This window comes from Streptomyces sp. NPDC015171 (assembly GCF_043079545.1).
Taxonomy (GTDB): domain Bacteria; phylum Actinomycetota; class Actinomycetes; order Streptomycetales; family Streptomycetaceae; genus Streptomyces.
In genome coordinates, this window is the sequence record NZ_JBIBUO010000002.1 from 377,162 (window position 1) to 392,122 (window position 14,961).

Annotated in this window: 11 protein-coding genes; 3 read left to right on the forward strand and 8 right to left on the reverse strand. The window is 75.2% G+C overall.

From position 1 onward, the window contains the following. Positions 1 to 143: 143 nt before the first annotated feature. A complete protein-coding gene (locus tag ACF073_RS06210) occupies positions 144 to 2,393 on the reverse strand; it encodes an MMPL family transporter (RefSeq protein ID WP_392067173.1) in 2,250 nt (749 codons plus the stop codon). Positions 2,394 to 2,881: 488 nt separating this feature from the next. Here ACF073_RS06210 and ACF073_RS06215 point away from each other — a divergent pair, with 488 nt between their 5' ends. The 3 genes from ACF073_RS06215 (at position 2,882) to ACF073_RS06225 (ending at position 6,233) form a co-directional block, all read left to right on the forward strand. After that, positions 2,882 to 3,898, forward strand: coding sequence for a ketopantoate reductase family protein (locus ACF073_RS06215; protein ID WP_392067174.1), 1,017 nt, complete (start codon positions 2,882 to 2,884; stop codon positions 3,896 to 3,898). A 440-nt stretch (positions 3,899 to 4,338) separates the two neighbouring features. Then, on the forward strand, positions 4,339 to 5,862 hold the full coding sequence (locus ACF073_RS06220) for a hypothetical protein (RefSeq protein ID WP_392067175.1): 1,524 nt from the start codon (positions 4,339 to 4,341) through the stop codon (positions 5,860 to 5,862). Positions 5,863 to 5,909: 47 nt separating this feature from the next. Then, positions 5,910 to 6,233: a hypothetical protein gene (locus ACF073_RS06225; RefSeq protein WP_392067176.1), complete on the forward strand. Its 324-nt coding sequence runs from the start codon at positions 5,910 to 5,912 to the stop codon at positions 6,231 to 6,233. Positions 6,234 to 6,297: 64 nt separating this feature from the next. On the opposite strand, the gene ACF073_RS06230 is transcribed toward ACF073_RS06225, so the two are convergent. From ACF073_RS06230 to ACF073_RS06260, 7 genes are read right to left on the reverse strand one after another with little or no spacing between them, the layout of a single operon-like run. Continuing rightward, positions 6,298 to 7,635 (reverse strand): protein kinase, encoded by a 1,338-nt coding sequence (locus ACF073_RS06230; RefSeq protein WP_392067177.1) that lies wholly within the window; start codon positions 7,633 to 7,635, stop codon positions 6,298 to 6,300. Further along, complete coding sequence (locus ACF073_RS06235) at positions 7,636 to 8,637, reverse strand: protein phosphatase 2C domain-containing protein (protein WP_392067178.1); 1,002 nt, start codon at positions 8,635 to 8,637, stop codon at positions 7,636 to 7,638. Further along, positions 8,631 to 9,299, reverse strand: a complete 669-nt coding sequence (locus tag ACF073_RS06240; RefSeq protein WP_392067706.1) for a tellurium resistance protein — start codon at positions 9,297 to 9,299, stop codon at positions 8,631 to 8,633. The genes ACF073_RS06235 and ACF073_RS06240 overlap by 7 nt, the downstream gene beginning before the upstream one ends. A 55-nt stretch (positions 9,300 to 9,354) precedes the next feature. Then, complete coding sequence (locus ACF073_RS06245) at positions 9,355 to 9,480, reverse strand: hypothetical protein (RefSeq protein WP_392067179.1); 126 nt, start codon at positions 9,478 to 9,480, stop codon at positions 9,355 to 9,357. Then, positions 9,477 to 11,147 carry a hypothetical protein gene (locus ACF073_RS06250; protein ID WP_392067180.1) on the reverse strand — a complete coding sequence of 557 codons (1,671 nt, stop codon included), beginning with the start codon at positions 11,145 to 11,147 and terminating at the stop codon, positions 9,477 to 9,479. Before ACF073_RS06250 ends, ACF073_RS06245 begins: the two co-directional genes overlap by 4 nt. Beyond that, entirely contained in the window at positions 11,144 to 13,711 is a 2,568-nt protein-coding gene (locus ACF073_RS06255; RefSeq protein ID WP_392067181.1) for a GTPase-associated protein 1-related protein, read from the reverse strand. The genes ACF073_RS06250 and ACF073_RS06255 overlap by 4 nt, the downstream gene beginning before the upstream one ends. Beyond that, entirely contained in the window at positions 13,708 to 14,958 is a 1,251-nt protein-coding gene (locus ACF073_RS06260) for a hypothetical protein (protein WP_392067182.1), read from the reverse strand. Before ACF073_RS06260 ends, ACF073_RS06255 begins: the two co-directional genes overlap by 4 nt. Between the last annotated feature and the right edge of the window lie 3 nt (positions 14,959 to 14,961).

Below are 14,961 nucleotides of genomic sequence, written 5' to 3' on the forward strand. Positions count from 1 at the left end.
GAACTGCCGGGCCGCCGTCCGCGGTAGACCACCCGAGGCGGGCGGTCGGTGAAGGGACGGCAGGTCCCGGCCCGGGGGCGGCGGAACGCGCGGGGCCCGTCGGCTCCCCGGGGAACCGACGGGCCCCGCGGCGGCGGGCGGAATCAGACCGGCAGCCGCTCGCCCCGCTCGGGCACCGGCGCCGCCACGGGGGCCGGTGCCTCGTCGTGCGTGAGGTCCGGCAGCCGGTGCAGCCACTTGGGCAGATACCAGTTGCGCTCGCCGAGCAGGGCCATCACCGCCGGCAGCAGCACACCGCGGATCACCGTGGCGTCGATCAGGACCGCCACGGCCAGGCCCACGCCCATCTGCTTCATGGACTGCATGGACAGCGTGCCGAAGATCGCGAACACGGCGACCATGATGACCGCCGCGCTGGTGACGACCCCCGCCGTGGTGACCACGCCGTGCCGGATCGCCTCCCTCGTCGTACGGCCGCGCATCCGCGCCTCGCGGATCCGGGAGACCACGAACACGTGGTAGTCCATGGACAGCCCGAACAGGATCACGAAGAGGAACAGCGGCAGCCAGGTCACGATCGCGCCGACGCCCTCCGCGCCGACCAGCGAGGCACCCCAGCCGTGCTGGAAGACGGCGACCAGGACACCGTACGCGGCGGCCACCGACAGCAGGTTCAGCACGATCGACGTGAGCGCGATCGTCAGCGAGCGGAACGACAGCAGCATCAGCAGGAAGGCGAAGACCACCACGAACGCGAAGACCGGGAGGACCGAGCCCATCAGCTGGTCGTTGAAGTCGTGGTTGCCCGCGACCTGACCGGTGATCGGAGCCCGCACGCCCGCCGCCTTGCCGAGGGTGGCGGGCCGCACCTCGTCACGCAGTTTCTCCAGGCTCCGCGTCGCCTTGTCCATGTCCGAACCGCCGACCAGCGGCACGGAGACCAGCGCGACGTTCTGCGCGCCGTACAGCTTGACGTCGACGGGGCCGCGCGAGGCGCCCGAGGCGACCGCCTCCTTCTTGAAGTCGGCAAGCGCCCGCCGTACGGCCGGGGAGCCGATGTCATCGGCCTTGACGACGACCTGGGCCGGCTCGTTGCCGCCCGGGAAGGCGTCGTTGACGTGGTTGTACGTCTGCACGATGGGCAGCGAGTCGCCGAACTCCTGGTCCAGGGTGAGCTGCTGGGTCTTCATGCCCAGCGCGGGCGCGGCGATCGCCAGCAGCGCACCGGCCGCGACGACGACCGAGACCAGCGGCCGGGCCAGCACGGCCCGCAGCACGGCCGTCCAGAACCGGCTGCCCGAGTCCGCGCCCTGCCGCCGGCGCCGCCGGCCCAGGAACGGGATACGGCCCTTCTCGACCCGCTCGCCGAGCAGCGAGAGCAGCGCGGGCAGCACGGTCACCGACCCGACCATGGCGACCGCCACCACCATCAGCGAGGCCAGGCCCATCGCCTCGAACTCGGCGAGCCCGGTGAACAGCATGCCCGCCATCGCCACGCACACCGTGACACCGGAGACGACGATCGCCCGCCCGCTGGTCGCGGCGGCGATCCGCAGGGCGGTGCCCGCGTCCCGGCCGGCCTTCCGCTCCTCGCGCTCACGGCGCAGATAGAACAGGCAGTAGTCGACGCCGACGGCCATACCGACCAGCAGCATCACCGAGTTGGCGGTGTCGCTCATCGGCTGCAGATGGCTGACCAGGCCCATCAGGCCCATCGTCGCCATGATCGCGGTGACCGCCAGGGCCACCGGCAGCAGCGCGGCCACCAGCGCGCCGAACGCGATCAGCAGGATGCCGAGGGCCACCGGCACCGCCGAGTACTCGGCCTGCCGGAAGTCGTCGCCGAAGGCGTCCTGGTACTGCTTCTGCATGCTCGCGCCGCCGATCTCCTCGATCCGCAGCGAACCGTGCTTCTTCTGCACCCCGGCGACGGCGTCCAGCACCGGCTGGATCCGGTCGGCGGCGGTCTCCGCGTCACCGCGCAGATCGAACTGCACCAGCGCGCTGCGACCGTCCCGGGAGATGGTGTGCGTGGTGTACGGCGAGGTCACGCCGGTGGCCTTCCCGGTGCCCTCGACGGCGGCGACGACATCGGCGACGGCGGCGCGGAACGCCCCGCCGGTGGCCGTCACCCCGCTGTCCTCGGACCGGATCAGGACGGTCTCCGCGGCCGGCTCCTTGATCCCGGCGTCGTCGATGATCTGCGCGGCGGTGTGCGTCTCGCCCTTGAGCTGGTCGCCCTCGCTCACGTCGACCCGGCCCGCCGCCGAGCCGAGCCCCATCGCCAGGACGACGAACAGCACCCATATGCCGACGGCCGCCCAGCGGTGCCGGGCGCTCCAGCCGCCGGCCCGGGCGGCCAGCCCCCGCACCCGCACCTCTGTGTTCCCCATGACGGGTCTGCCCCCTTGTGCGCGGTGACAGCCCCCTGCCGTCACCTCTGTACGTGCTCCGGTTCGACCGTAGGGGCCGGGTAAAGCCATCTCGTCGTACTGCCCGGTGAGGTGCGGGGGGCGTGGCTCATCGCTGGGGAGGACGACGGCCCCTTACATCCATCGCCGGATCTCAGGGATGCGGGTCGGGGACGGGACCGCCGGGGGCCGAGGGCGGGCGGCGGGGGTGTCCGTTCCGACCGACAGAGATCCACTTTGTGATTACGAAATCTTGTTGAACAAGTCACAGCCGCGTGTAGAGGTTGCTCCGGCCCCCGGACATCGGCCAGAGTTTCGCGCAGCCCGCCCGGCGCGGGCGCGGCCGCCGTGCCCGCCCCCACGGGGCACGGCGGCCGCACACCCCTTTTCCGCCCCGATCGCCGGGCCGGACAGGCCCGTTGGGGCACCGGTACGCGGCATGCCCGGACGCGTGTGCGAGGCTCTCGGGCATGCGCTACATCATCATCGGGGCCGGAGCGGTCGGCGGTGCCGTCGGCGGCCGGCTGGCCGGGGCCGGGCGCGAGGTCGTCCTGGTCGCCCGCGGCCGGCATCTGGCCGCACTCCGCGAGCACGGACTGCGACTCAGGGTTCCTCAGGGGGAGTCGACGTACCGGCTGCCGGCCGTCGACGGTCCCGGCCCGCTCGGGGAGCTGCGCGCCGACGACGTCCTGGTCCTCGCGGTGAAGACCCAGGACACCGTGGCCGCACTGGAGACCTGGGCCGACGTGGCCGTCGCCGGCGGCGGCACGGCTGCCGAACGGCTGCCGCTCGTCTGCCTCCAGAACGGTGTCGAGGGCGGCCGGCTGGCGCTGCGCCGCTTCCGCCGCGTCCACGGCGTCTGCGTCTGGCTGCCGTCGACCTTCGTGGAACCCGGCGTGGTCCGCGCCGCCGGCTCCCCGCTCACCGGCATCCTGCACCTCGGCCGCCTCCCGCACGGTACCGACGACACCGGCCGGCGGATCGCGGCCGACCTCGCGGACGCGTACTTCGAGGCGCCCGTCGTGCCCGACGTGGCCCGCTGGCAGTACGCCAAGCTGCTCGCCAACCTCGGCAACGCCCTCGAAGCGGTCAGCGGCCCGGTGACGGGCGACGACGCGCGGGACCTGTACGCGCGCGTCCGGGCCGAGGGCGTGGCGGTGCTCGACGCCGCCGGGATCCCGTACGCGAGCACGGCGGAGCAGCAGGCGGTCCGCGGCGACAAGGTCACCCTGGCCCCGCTGGACGGGGTACCGCGCGGCGGCGGCTCCTCCTGGCAGTCCCTCGTCCGGGGGACAGGCACCATCGAGGCGGACCACCTCAACGGCGAGGTCGTCCTGCTCGGTCGGCTGCACGGCGTACCGACCCCGCTGAACGAACTCCTGCAGCGGCTGGCGAACCGGTTCGCACGGGAGGGCCGGACGGCCGGTTCGCTGCCGGTCGCCGAACTGGTCCGGCTGGCCGACGAGGCGGTACGGCAAGGCGGTTGACCCCGCGGGCCGTGCCGGGCGGGAGGCCCAATGGGACCCGCAGGCCCGGCGGGATGCGCAGGTCCGGTGGCACCCGCAGGCCCAGTAGGACCCGCAAGGCCCAGTAGGACCCGCAGATCCGGTGGGATCCGCAGGCGGGGGCCGGGGCAGCGGCCGGCCCCCTCGCGGGGATGAGCGTGACACCACCTCAGTTCCACCGCCCGGCGCGGAGATTGGCCGATATCCGCCCCTGGAAGGGTGATCGGCGCATCCGCCTGTGACATCCGGGCCGCGGCGGACGCAGAACCAGACGTCGCCGCGGTCCGACGGCACAGGGGAGCGCCGGACCGCGGCGACCGATACCACACACCTGCCTCGAAGGGGTTCGGCTCGCCGAAGCGCGCGACAAACCCCTCAGGGTGTCCCTATGTTGGGCGCGCGGACGGGCGGAGGGGGAGCGGATGACCGTGACGGGCAGATCACTACCGTCGTTGCCGCAGTACCGCACGGACGACGTGACCCGGCGCCTGAGCGCCTCCGTGCACCTCGACGACGACTTCGCCCTCTACGTCGACCGGATGCTCACCGGCGACCGGCTGAACGCCCTGGGGCTGAGCCTCGGCATCAACTTCGTGGCCCTCGCCCGCCACGCGCGCGTGGCCACCCGCCGCCGCGCCGCCCTCGACCGCGGACTCGCCTGCCTCCAGACAGCCGTGCCGCTCGCTCTCCTCCTCGGAGTCTGGGGACTGGTCAACGGACCCCGGTCACTCGGATGGGTGGCGATTTTCGGCCCTCTCGGCGCCTGCGCCATCACCTGGATCATGGTCCGCCGGCACGAGGCCCGGAGCCGCGACACGGCACGGGAGACGTTCCTCGGCGCGGCGAAACCCGAGCAGACGGCACCCCCGGTGGAGCAGGCCGCCGAGGCCGCGCTGCACGAGCTGAAACGTGCCAATGTCCTCCCGTACGCCGACGAGGCCGCCTACACCAGGCCGTTCGTCGGCAGCGGCGAGAAGATCAAGGAGGTCGTCTGGCAGCCCATCGACGTCAGCAGGCCCGCCGACGCCCCGGGCGGCGGAAAGCTCCCGCTGCGCCCCTTCGACGTCATCGACCTGCACACCTATGTGGCACGCCACATGGAGGGCATCTCCGGCCTCCAGGGCCTGCGGGCCAAGAACCGGCTCTACGTCCTCGGCAGCAACGCGCACCTGATCCCCGAGCTGGTCCCCGACCGCACCCGGCGGCCCGGCGCCCGCATACCCAGCCAGTTCGTGCAGGCCGGACTGCGCGCACCGGGGGCCGGCATGCGCACCCACCTGTGCCTGGAACGCATCGGCGAGGGCGGCCGGCTCATCGTCTCCATGTACCTGCGGGCCATACTCCAGCCGCCCAGCCTCACCTGGGAGGTCGCCGCCTACGCGATACCGCCGCTGGACGGCCGCTTCCACCGGGTCGACCGGCTGCCGGTGGCCCCCTTCGAGCGCTGGTGGGACCTCGTCCGGCACGCCACCCGGCGTACCGGACCCGAGCTGCGCGGCGCCCTCGGCCGCATCCTCCGGCGCCGCCGCTGGGTCAGCGACCACGAAAGGACGCTGGCCAGGACCCGCCGTGCGATCACCAAGCAGCACATCCGCCATGACTACGGTGCCACCGGCAGCCTGCGCGAGGACCTCGGCGCGTGGGACGAGGCCGGCTACACCGACCGCACGGACGCGCAGGACTTCCTGTTCCGGCTCCAGCAGGGCGTGCTGACCGCCACGGAACGGTTCCTGCGGGACCACCACATCGACACCAGCTCCTACGACAAGGCCGTTCAGGTCATCAGCACACAGACCTACAACATCGGTAACGTCAGCGGTCCCAGCAACTTCGGCGCCCACGGAACGATCCTCCTGGGCGGGCAGCAGGGACCCGGTCCCCACGGCGGACCGGCCCCGGGCGGCCCCGGACCCGCGGGATCGGGTCCGCCCGCGCCGAAGCCCTAACCCCCAGCCATCGGGCGGCTCGTCCGGCCCGCGAGCGAGGACAGGACATGAGCACCTACAACTTCGGAAACGTCAACGGCCCGGCCAACTTCGGCGACCACGGGCGGATCGAGATCGACCACCAGAACCCGGACCTTCCGGCCCTGATGGACTGCGCCGACCGGCTGAGCGAGGCCCTGCACGCCGAGTACCCGGGACTCGTCCGCAACGGCGAAGTCATCCAGGGCGAACTGGCCCAGTCCGCCGAGGACGGCCTGCCGCCCAACCGGGGCCGGATCCGTACCGCCCTGGAGAACATCGCCATCGGCGCGTCGGCCGGCACCGCCAGCCTCGCCTTCACCCGGCAGCTGCTGACCGCCCTCGGCCTGTGAGCGGCTTCGGACGGTAACCGGGGGCCGCACGCCGGGCGGAGCCCCGCCCGGCGCGCGGCCCCGGCTACCGGGCCCGGACCACCGCCCGCACCCCGCCGCCCAGGTCCAGTTCGAGCCCCGACCGCAACGGCACCGTCTGACCGGGCTCGACCCGCTGCACGGTGCCGTCCGAGCGGCTCCCCGTCCAGGTCTGCGGCGAGCGGTTGGCGAGCCCGAACCGCCCCGGCTTCTTGGGGTGTTCGACCAGCTCCGCCACGAGCGACGCGTCCGAGCAGTCGTGCCGCGCCGGTTCCGGCAGGAGATGGTGGGCCTGCACCCGGGCGGCGCGGCGCAGCCGGATGTGGTGCTCGGTGCGGGGCGGCGGCGTGGTCACCGTCAGCCGCGGCGGGAGCACCAGCGAGGTCGCGCACCCCCAGCAGTTGCGCTGCGGCGGGTTCTCGCCCGGCTCGCTCATGTTCTGCCGGCCGCACGCGGCGCACTCGACCACCGCGTCCAGCACCGCCCGCAGCGCGTCACGCCACTCCGACTCCCGTACCCGGGCCGCCGGATCGCGCAGCCCGATCGTGAACGAGCGCCGGAACAGCTCCCGCAGCTTCTCCGCCGCCGCGTCCCAGGTGGCCAGCACGGTCGTGTGCTCCACCGGGTCGGGCGCGTTGGCGTCGTCGGCCGGGTCGAACACGAACAGTGGGCTCTTGCCGTACAGCTTGCGCTCCGCCGCCTCGTCGAGGCAGTGGATGCCCAACTCCTGCCGTCCCTTCAGCGGATGATGGTTCATCAGCAGCATGAACAGCAGCACGGCGAGCGAGTGCAGGTCCGACTGGGTGCCCGGGCGCGCACCCGGGTCCGCCCGCACCAGCTCGGGCGCCATGAACTCCATGGTCCCCGAGATGCCGCTGGCGTCGCCCTCCACCACGGCGTTGTCGTTGTCGCAGACCAGGACGTCACCGGTGCCGGGGTCGAAGAAGATGTTGCCCCAGGAGATGTCCCGGTAGGCGATCCCCCGCGAGTGCAGCGCCTGATAGGCCTCCACCGTGTACAGGCAGGCCGTCAGCAGCGCGCCCGGGCTGGTGCGCAACTGCCGCCGGAACAGCGCGGGAAGCCCCCTGTAGCGGTCCGGGCGCAGCCCCATCAGATAGCCGAACGAGCCGCGGTGCGCCGGCACGAGGGCCTGTGGCCACAGGAACCGGTCGTCGGCGAAGTCCCGGGTCACCAGCTCCCGTACGATCGCCTCCTGCTCCGGGGTCGCACAGGTCGGGTAGTACCACTTCAGGGCCCGCTCCCCGGCCGGTGTGCGGACCCGGTACACCTCGCCCTGACCGCCCGCGCCGAGGAAGTCGAGGATCTCGACGTCCTCACCGGTCTCCGCGGCGAGGTGCGCCCCGCCGTCGAGCATGCCGCTCATCTACGTCTCCGTCTTCCGTTCCGTGTCAGGGTCGCCGCCGGCCGGGCCGGGCGACGGCTGGGTGTGCGTGTGCGTCCCGCCGGGGGCCGCGCGGGGGTCGTCCGGCGCGGGTTCCGCCGGGCCGGTGTCCGGCCCCGAGGTGTCCGCCCGCGCCGGAGCCGGCGGCTCCGGCGGCCGTACCGCCGCCGTCAGCGTCGTGTCGTCGCCGGAGTAGCGGGAGGCCTCGGTGAGCCAGGCCGGCAGGGCCCGGCGGACGCCCGCGCTGCCCTCCGCCGCGAGCCGCCCGGCCAGCCCCGCGACGAACTCGCGGTACCCGTCGCCCGACGCGAAGCTCTTCGACAGGCCGTCCGTGGAGAGCACCACGAGCCGCGGCGCCCGCGCCTCCTCGAACACCGGCGCCCAGTGCATCCGCACCGCCCGCCACGCCTCCCGCCCGCACAGCGACTCGGTCTCGTCGCCCAGGTCCTCCACGGCGGGCGCCAGCGGCCGGCTCAGCGTGCCGTCGTGCTCGACCACCGCGAGGTCGCCGTCGCCGAGCTGCCAGGCCACGAACAGCCACGGGGTGAGCACGGCGCCGATCAGCGTGGTGCCGTACAGCACCAGCTTCTCGTCCGGCTCCGGCTCCGGGGCGGCCGGCTCCGTCACCGGCCGGTTCCGGTCCCAGTGGCCGAGGGCCTCCCGCCGCCACTCGTGCACCAGGGTCCGCGGGAAGTCGTCCCGGGCATAGGTCATGAGCCGGGTCAGCCGGCCCGGCTCATGGCAGTCGTGCGCCGCCCGCCCGAAGCCGGCGGCCAGCGCAAGGAAGCGGTCCACGGCGAAACGGGCACCCACCGCGCTGCGCGCGTGCACCGCCGAGCCGTGCCCGTCCGCCACCGCCAGGAGCAGCGGATCCGCGCCGGACCCGGTGCCCTGGCAGTCGTACCAGTCCTGGTTGTGGTGCTTGCCCACGCCCTGGACGCTGCCGGACAGCGTCTCCCACCGTCGCACCCCGAGCGTCACCACACGTCGTCGTCATCGTCGTCGTCCAGCACCGGCGGCGCGTACGGCTGCTTCGTCATGTTCAGCGCGCCGCCGTCGCCGGCGACCGGCTGGGAGGCCGCCTTCACGGCCGCCGTCGACGCCCACCGGATCGCCGCCGCCAGCTGCTTGGGGCTGTTGGCGTCCAGCGGCTGCAGCTCCGGATTGCCGAGGAACTCCTGGAGCACCCCGCGGTCCGCGTCCGCGCCGATCGCGATGGCCACCCGGACCGCCTTGCGGCCCCAGGGGGTGGCGTCCACCGCCTTCAGGCCCGCCTTCCAGTCGTCGGTGGGCACCCCGTCCGACACCAGCGCGAGCACCGGCTTCAGCGCCCGTTCGGGCATCGGCGGGGTCTGCAGCTCCCGCGCCACCAGGTGCAGGGCCTCCCCGAGGTTGGTCATGCCGTCGACCTGCACGTCCTGCCAGGTGAAGTCGTCCACCGGGACCGGCGTCCGATGATGCCAGTGCGCGGTCGTGGAGAAGGTGACCGTGCGCAGCAGCAGCTGGGCCGCGGGATTGTCGTGGGCCACCGAACGCATCTCCGGTACGGCCTCTCTGATCGCGTAGTTGAGCTTGGCGATCTTCTCGCCCTGCATCGAGTACGAGCAGTCGAGCAGCCAGATGAAGTGGACCGGCCGGTTGGCCATCGGCCCGCCGGGAATGTCACTCACGCCGCGGTTCCTTTCGGTTCAGAGGGAGTTGTCACGGTCGGGTCAGCAGCAGCCAGAGCCCGAGGGCGAGCGCGGCCGGCGCCAGCAGCAGGGCGGCGGCGAACAGGCCCGCCACCACCCGCCGGGCGCGGCCCACGGACGCGGTCACCTGGTTCATACCGGGCCGTACCCGCCTTTCCCGTCGTCCGGCCGCCGCCGGGGCCGGGGCACGCGTCCCGTGCCGCGGCCGTCCTGCCCGGTCAGCGCGCCGGTGCGCAGCCCGGAGGCCGCGAGCAGCCACAGCACCGGTTCGGCGGCCCGCCGCTGCTCGCTCTCCAGCGGCCCGGTGCCGGTGGCCGCGTGGGCGCTCACCGCCCAGTACCGGGCCGCCCGGAAGTCGTGGCCGAGGGCCCGCACCAGCGCGCCGAGGCCGATGTCGCCGAGCCAGTGGTCGATGCGGGCGCCGGGCCCGGGCAGCGAGGTCAGCTGGTCGAGCACGTCCCGCTTGGTGACGACGGCGGCCACCGGCAGCCGCCGCCTGCGCCCGGTCAGCGCGGCCAGCTCGCCGGTCAGCCGCTCGTACGTGGTCCGCGGGCCCTGCGCCGCGGGCCGCGCCCGTGCCACCCGCTCGGTGTCCGCCGGGCCGAGCCGGCCGCGCACCGCGGGATCGGCCAGTACGTCGGCGACCAGCACGACCCCGTCCGCGTGCGCCAGGTACCGCTGGGCCCGCACCCGTTCGGCGTCGCTCACCGACTCGCCCATCGGGTCGTACAGGTACAGCAGCCGGCGCCGGCGCCCCCGGGCGACGGTGAGCATGAGGGCACGCGGCGGTCCGCCGGTCGTCGCGTGCGCCCAGCCGCTGCGGCTCAGCTGCTGGGCGACGCCGGTGTGGGAGCCGCGGTCGGCCGTGGAGGCGTACTCGACGCGCAGTTCGCCCTCCCGAGACCAGGCGTGCAGCCCCTCCACCATGGCCGCCATCAGCATCGTCTTGCCGGAGGAGGTGCCGCCGACCAGCGGGGTGTGCACCACCCGGGTGGTGGCGAGCGCCGCCGGCAGCGGCTGGGCGCAGCGCGGGCACAGCGCGGTCAGCGCGTCCCGCCCGGTGAGCCGGGTGGCCGGCAGCCGGCGCCCGCAGTCGCACACGTGCCACAGCGCGCCGTACCGTCCCGGGCGCAGTTCGGCATGGCGGGCCGGGCAGTCGGGGCAGCGGTGCAGGGCCAGCGCCAGCGGCGCGTAGCAGCCCGGGTGGGGGCAGGCCGGGCGCAGCCCGCGCAGCAGGGCCCGGCCCCGGTCCGCCCCGCGCAGCAGGGGCACCGCCGCCGCCCAGCCGAGCCACACCACGCCCAGCAGCAGCGCGAAGACCAGCAGCGCCCAGCCGAGCAGCAGGGTGGCGAGCACCGCGCCGGCCAGCACGCCCGCCGCCGTACCCGGGGCGATCAGCGTGGCAAGGGCGAACCGGCCGAGCGGTATCCGGACCCAGCGCCCCCAGGGGCGCCGGCCGCGGAACAGGTTGCGCACGGTCCGGTCGAGCCAGGGATCGCGCACCGCCCGCCAGAGCGTCCGCACGCCGTCCAGGCCCGCGGACGCCGCGTCCGTCCACGACTGCCGCCACCAGTAGGCGAGCCGGGCGGGCTCGGTGCCGCCCGGGCGGGGCAGACGCGGGTCGGGCCGGCCCGGCTGCCACGGCCCGAGTCCCCGCCACACCGCCCCGACCCCCCGCCCGAGGAACTCCCAGAGCGTCCGGCACAGGCACACCGCGACGGCGACGAGACCCGCCCACAGCATCAGGGCCAGCACCACCCGCAGCGCCAGCTGCAGCCCCGAACCGTCGTCGCCGGCGGTCACCACTCACCTCCGCCGTCGGACGGCCCGACGTCCCCGGGCCGGTCCTGCCGCCCGTCCTCGCGCCGGCCGCGCCCGGTCAGCCGGCCCGCGAGACGGCCCAGGGCGCCGGGCCGGCTCCACGCGCGGTAGGCGTCCAGCCGGCCCCGGCCCGTGCGCCGCAGCGCCTCCTCGACCGCGGCCCGGTCCTCGTCCGGCAGCGCGCGCACCGCCGGCCGCAACACCTTGGCCAGCAGGGTCGTACGGGTCGCCTCCCAGTCGGGGTGGGTGCCCTGGTAGGCGCTCCAGTCGCAGAAGCGGGCGGCCAGGTACGACGGCGCCGTGCGCAGCCGCCCGGCCACCGTGTCGCCGCGCGCCGCCCGCTCATAGGCGGACAGCAGCGCCGCGTCGCCCGAGCGGGCCAGCGCGTACAGCTCGCTCTCCGGCACCGGAACGGTCAGCAACCGCCGGGCGAGCACGTCGTACACCCGCCGGGTCACCTGCTCGGGCACCGGCTCCACCGCGCTGTCGCGCAGCGTGCGGACCCGCCGCACCCAGTTCTCGCCCTCGCCCTCGGTGCCGAGCAGGGCCGCGAACTCCAGCAGGAGCAGCGGTACCCGGTGCGCCGGGACCAGTTCCTCGGTGAAGCAGCGCAGCAGATCGGCGGCGAGCAGCGGGGCGGCGGCGTCCTCGGCCGGGGCGGCGAGCGCGGCGGCCACCAGCAGGTCCCGGGTGCCGGCCAGCCGGTGCGCGTCCGAGCCCAGTTCGTTCAGCAGCAGGCTCGCCTCCTCGCCGGTGGGCTGCCCGTCGGGCCACACCAGCCGGAACGCCGTGCGCAGCACGGCCGGATCGGCGTGCGGCGAGACCCCGGCGGTGTGCAGCACGGCCCGCATCCGGCCGCGCCGGTCGGCGGCGGACCGGCCGGCCGCCGCGCCGAGGACGCACATCCGCAGATGCGGGTGGCCGGGGTCGAGCTCCACCGGCAGGCCCGACCCGGCGAGCCGCCCGGCGACCGCGCCGGGATCGGCCGCCGCCAGGGCGTCCAGCTCGGTGAACAGGGCGGTGCGCAGGGCGGGGTGCGCGTGTACGGCGTCGAGGAGGGCGGTGCCCGGCCGGCCGCCGCCCGCCGGGCCGGGTGTGCCGTGGGCGGCGGGTGCCGGGGTGCCGGCGGCGGCCGTGTCCGGCGCGGTGCCGTCGGCCGCGGCCCGTACGGGTCCGCCCGCCAGTTCCCGGGCGGTCCGGTTCGCGAACTCGGGCAGCAGGTCGGCGCAGTCGAGGTCGAGCAGGTCGGCGAGGTGCAGCAGGGCCAGGGGCCGGCCGGTGGCGGGCCCGGCCGGGTCGGCGATGCCGTGCCGCAGGGCCGGTGCGAGGTCCCGGGCCAGCGCGGCCCGCACCTCGGGGGTCAGCGATCCGGCGCCCAGCGCGGGCACCGGGCCCCGCCCGCGAACCGCCAGGGCCAGCACCCGTGCGGCGAGCGGCGCCGACACGACCGTGGGCACCTGCCCGTCCAGCCGGGCCAGCAGGGCGGCGAGCGCGGCCGGCTCGTCGTCCCCGGCACCCTCGCCGGCCGCGTCCGCGGCCTCCCGCGCCAGCGCCCCGAGCAGCGCCGCCAGCACCGGCTCGGACAGCCGGGAGGCGTGCTCCGCTGCCCAGCGGGCCGCCGCGGCGCGGGCCGCCGGGCCGAGGGCGACGCCCCCGGCGAGCGCGGTCACGGCGAGCGGACCGGCCTCGCCGGCGGTGTCGCCTTCGGCGCGGGAGGCGGCGCGGAACAGCTCCGGCCGCCCGGCCGCCCAGATCCGCGCGCACACCTCGGCCCAGACGTCCGCCACGGGCTCCCCGGCGGCCCGCCCGGTGCAGTCGTGCACCCGGAAGCGCCGGTCGCGCCCGACCGGCTCCGACGAGGGCAGCGCCCCGACGATCTGCTGGCGGGCCTGCTGCGGTCGCCGGGTGTACGTCGTGAAGGTCAGCCGGTGCGCCTGCTCGCGCGGCAGTACCGTGCAGGCCAGCACGATCCACCGGGCCACGTCCGCGCTGTCCCGCTCCACGAGCACGATCTGCCGGACGTCGCTGCCCTCGGCGAGCGTGCGCAGATCGGCGAAGAACGCCGGGAGCCGGTCCGCACGCGACCGCGCGAACGCCAGGAGCCCGTCCGGGCGCAGCAGTTCGGACGGCTCGAACCGGTCGATCGGCGCCGGCCGGCCGTCCGGGGGAGTGGTGTCCGCCCAGCGCGGCGACTCCCACGCGGTGATCGGCAGCGCCCCGTCCGGCAGCCGGGTCCCGGGCGGCAGGTGCACGGCGTGGGCGTGGAAGTTGCCCCAGCGCCCGCTGTAGTCGGCCCCGGTGTAGACGGACCGGCCCAGCAGGCGCCCGCCGTCGGCGAGTTCGGTGCAGGCGAACGCCTTCGGGAAGGACTTCAGCTGCTCGGCGTCCGGCCGGTCCGGCAGATCGCGCGGCGGCTCGTACCCGATGAACTGCTCGGCCTCCCGCAGCAGCGCGGCCGGTACGCCCGGGGTGACCGCGGTGAAGCGGAAACCCGACCCGTCCGGGCCGGGCGGTGCCGAGGTGTAGTGCAGCTGGGCCAGGCTCACCGGGACCGCTCCTTTCCGGCGGCGCGCACGGGCAGCAGCCCGCGCAGGGACAGCAGCCACAGCAGCGGGTCCTCCACCCGTACGGGCTGCGGCCCCGACTTCGGTACGTCCGCCGGGGCGTTCGCGGGCGGCGGGGCCCCCAGCGCCGACAGCCCGAACAGCGACAACCCGGTGAAGTCGTGCTCCAGTTGGCGCAGCAGCGCGCCGGAGTCCCACTCGGTCAGCAGGGCGCGCAGCTCCTCGTGGACGGCGAGCCGGTCCTCGGCGTCGTGCGCGCCGCCCGCGTGCGGGGCGTTGCGCAGCAGCGGGGAGTGCGGATCGAGCAGGGGCCGCAGCATGTCGGTCTTGGTGACGGCGACCGCGATCGGGGTGGTCACCCGGCCGCCCGCCGTGCCCTTGCCGTGGGTGCGCAGCTGGGCCGCGAGGTCGGCGGCGATCTGCCGGGGCGCGGTCTCCACCACGGGCAGCGGCGGACCGTCGTACACCGGCAGCCGGTCGCGGACCGAGCCCAGCTGCAGCGGGTCGACCAGCAGGATGATGCCGTCGGCGGCGCTCAGGTAGCGGGTGTAGCGGTCCATGGCCTCGGCGTCCGCGAGGTCCTCGCCGGCCGCGTCGAAGAAGACCAGCGTGGTGTGCCGGGTCCCGGAGCCGCCCAGCAGGCCGCGCCGGGGCAGACTGAGCCGGTACAGCAGCGGGTCGTTGAAGCCGAGCGCGGCCGGCCGGGTGGCGGCGGGCAGCCGCAGCCGCTCGTACAGGTCCTCGGCCATCTCCCGGTCCCGCGCCTGCGTGTGCTGCCCCATCGCCGCGAGCGAGGCGTGGTAGGCCTGCCCCACCCGGTGGTCCAGCTCGTTGCGGAGCACGGCCACATAGGTGCTCTTGCCGGATGCCTTGGCGCCGACCAGCGCGATGATCCGGCTGTCCTGGTCGCAGTAGTCGCTGGGCAGGTCGCTGTGGCAGGAGCCGCACACCCGCACCGGCGTCGGCACCCCGCACGCGGGACAGGGCACGCTGCTGCCGGCACCGCCGCGTCCGCCGCGTCCGCCGAGCCTGCGGGCCGGGGCGAACACCGGGCCGCGCATCCGGGCCGCGGGCGGCACCCCGGGGCCCACGAACGCGGCCCACGTCCCGTCGGGCACAGGACCGCAGGGCGCCGTGCCGCGCACCCCGCTGGGGGTCATCAGACAGCGGTACGGCAGTCGGCCGGCCGACGCGCGGGCGAAGCAGTAGGGGCAGATCACGGTCGTCATGGC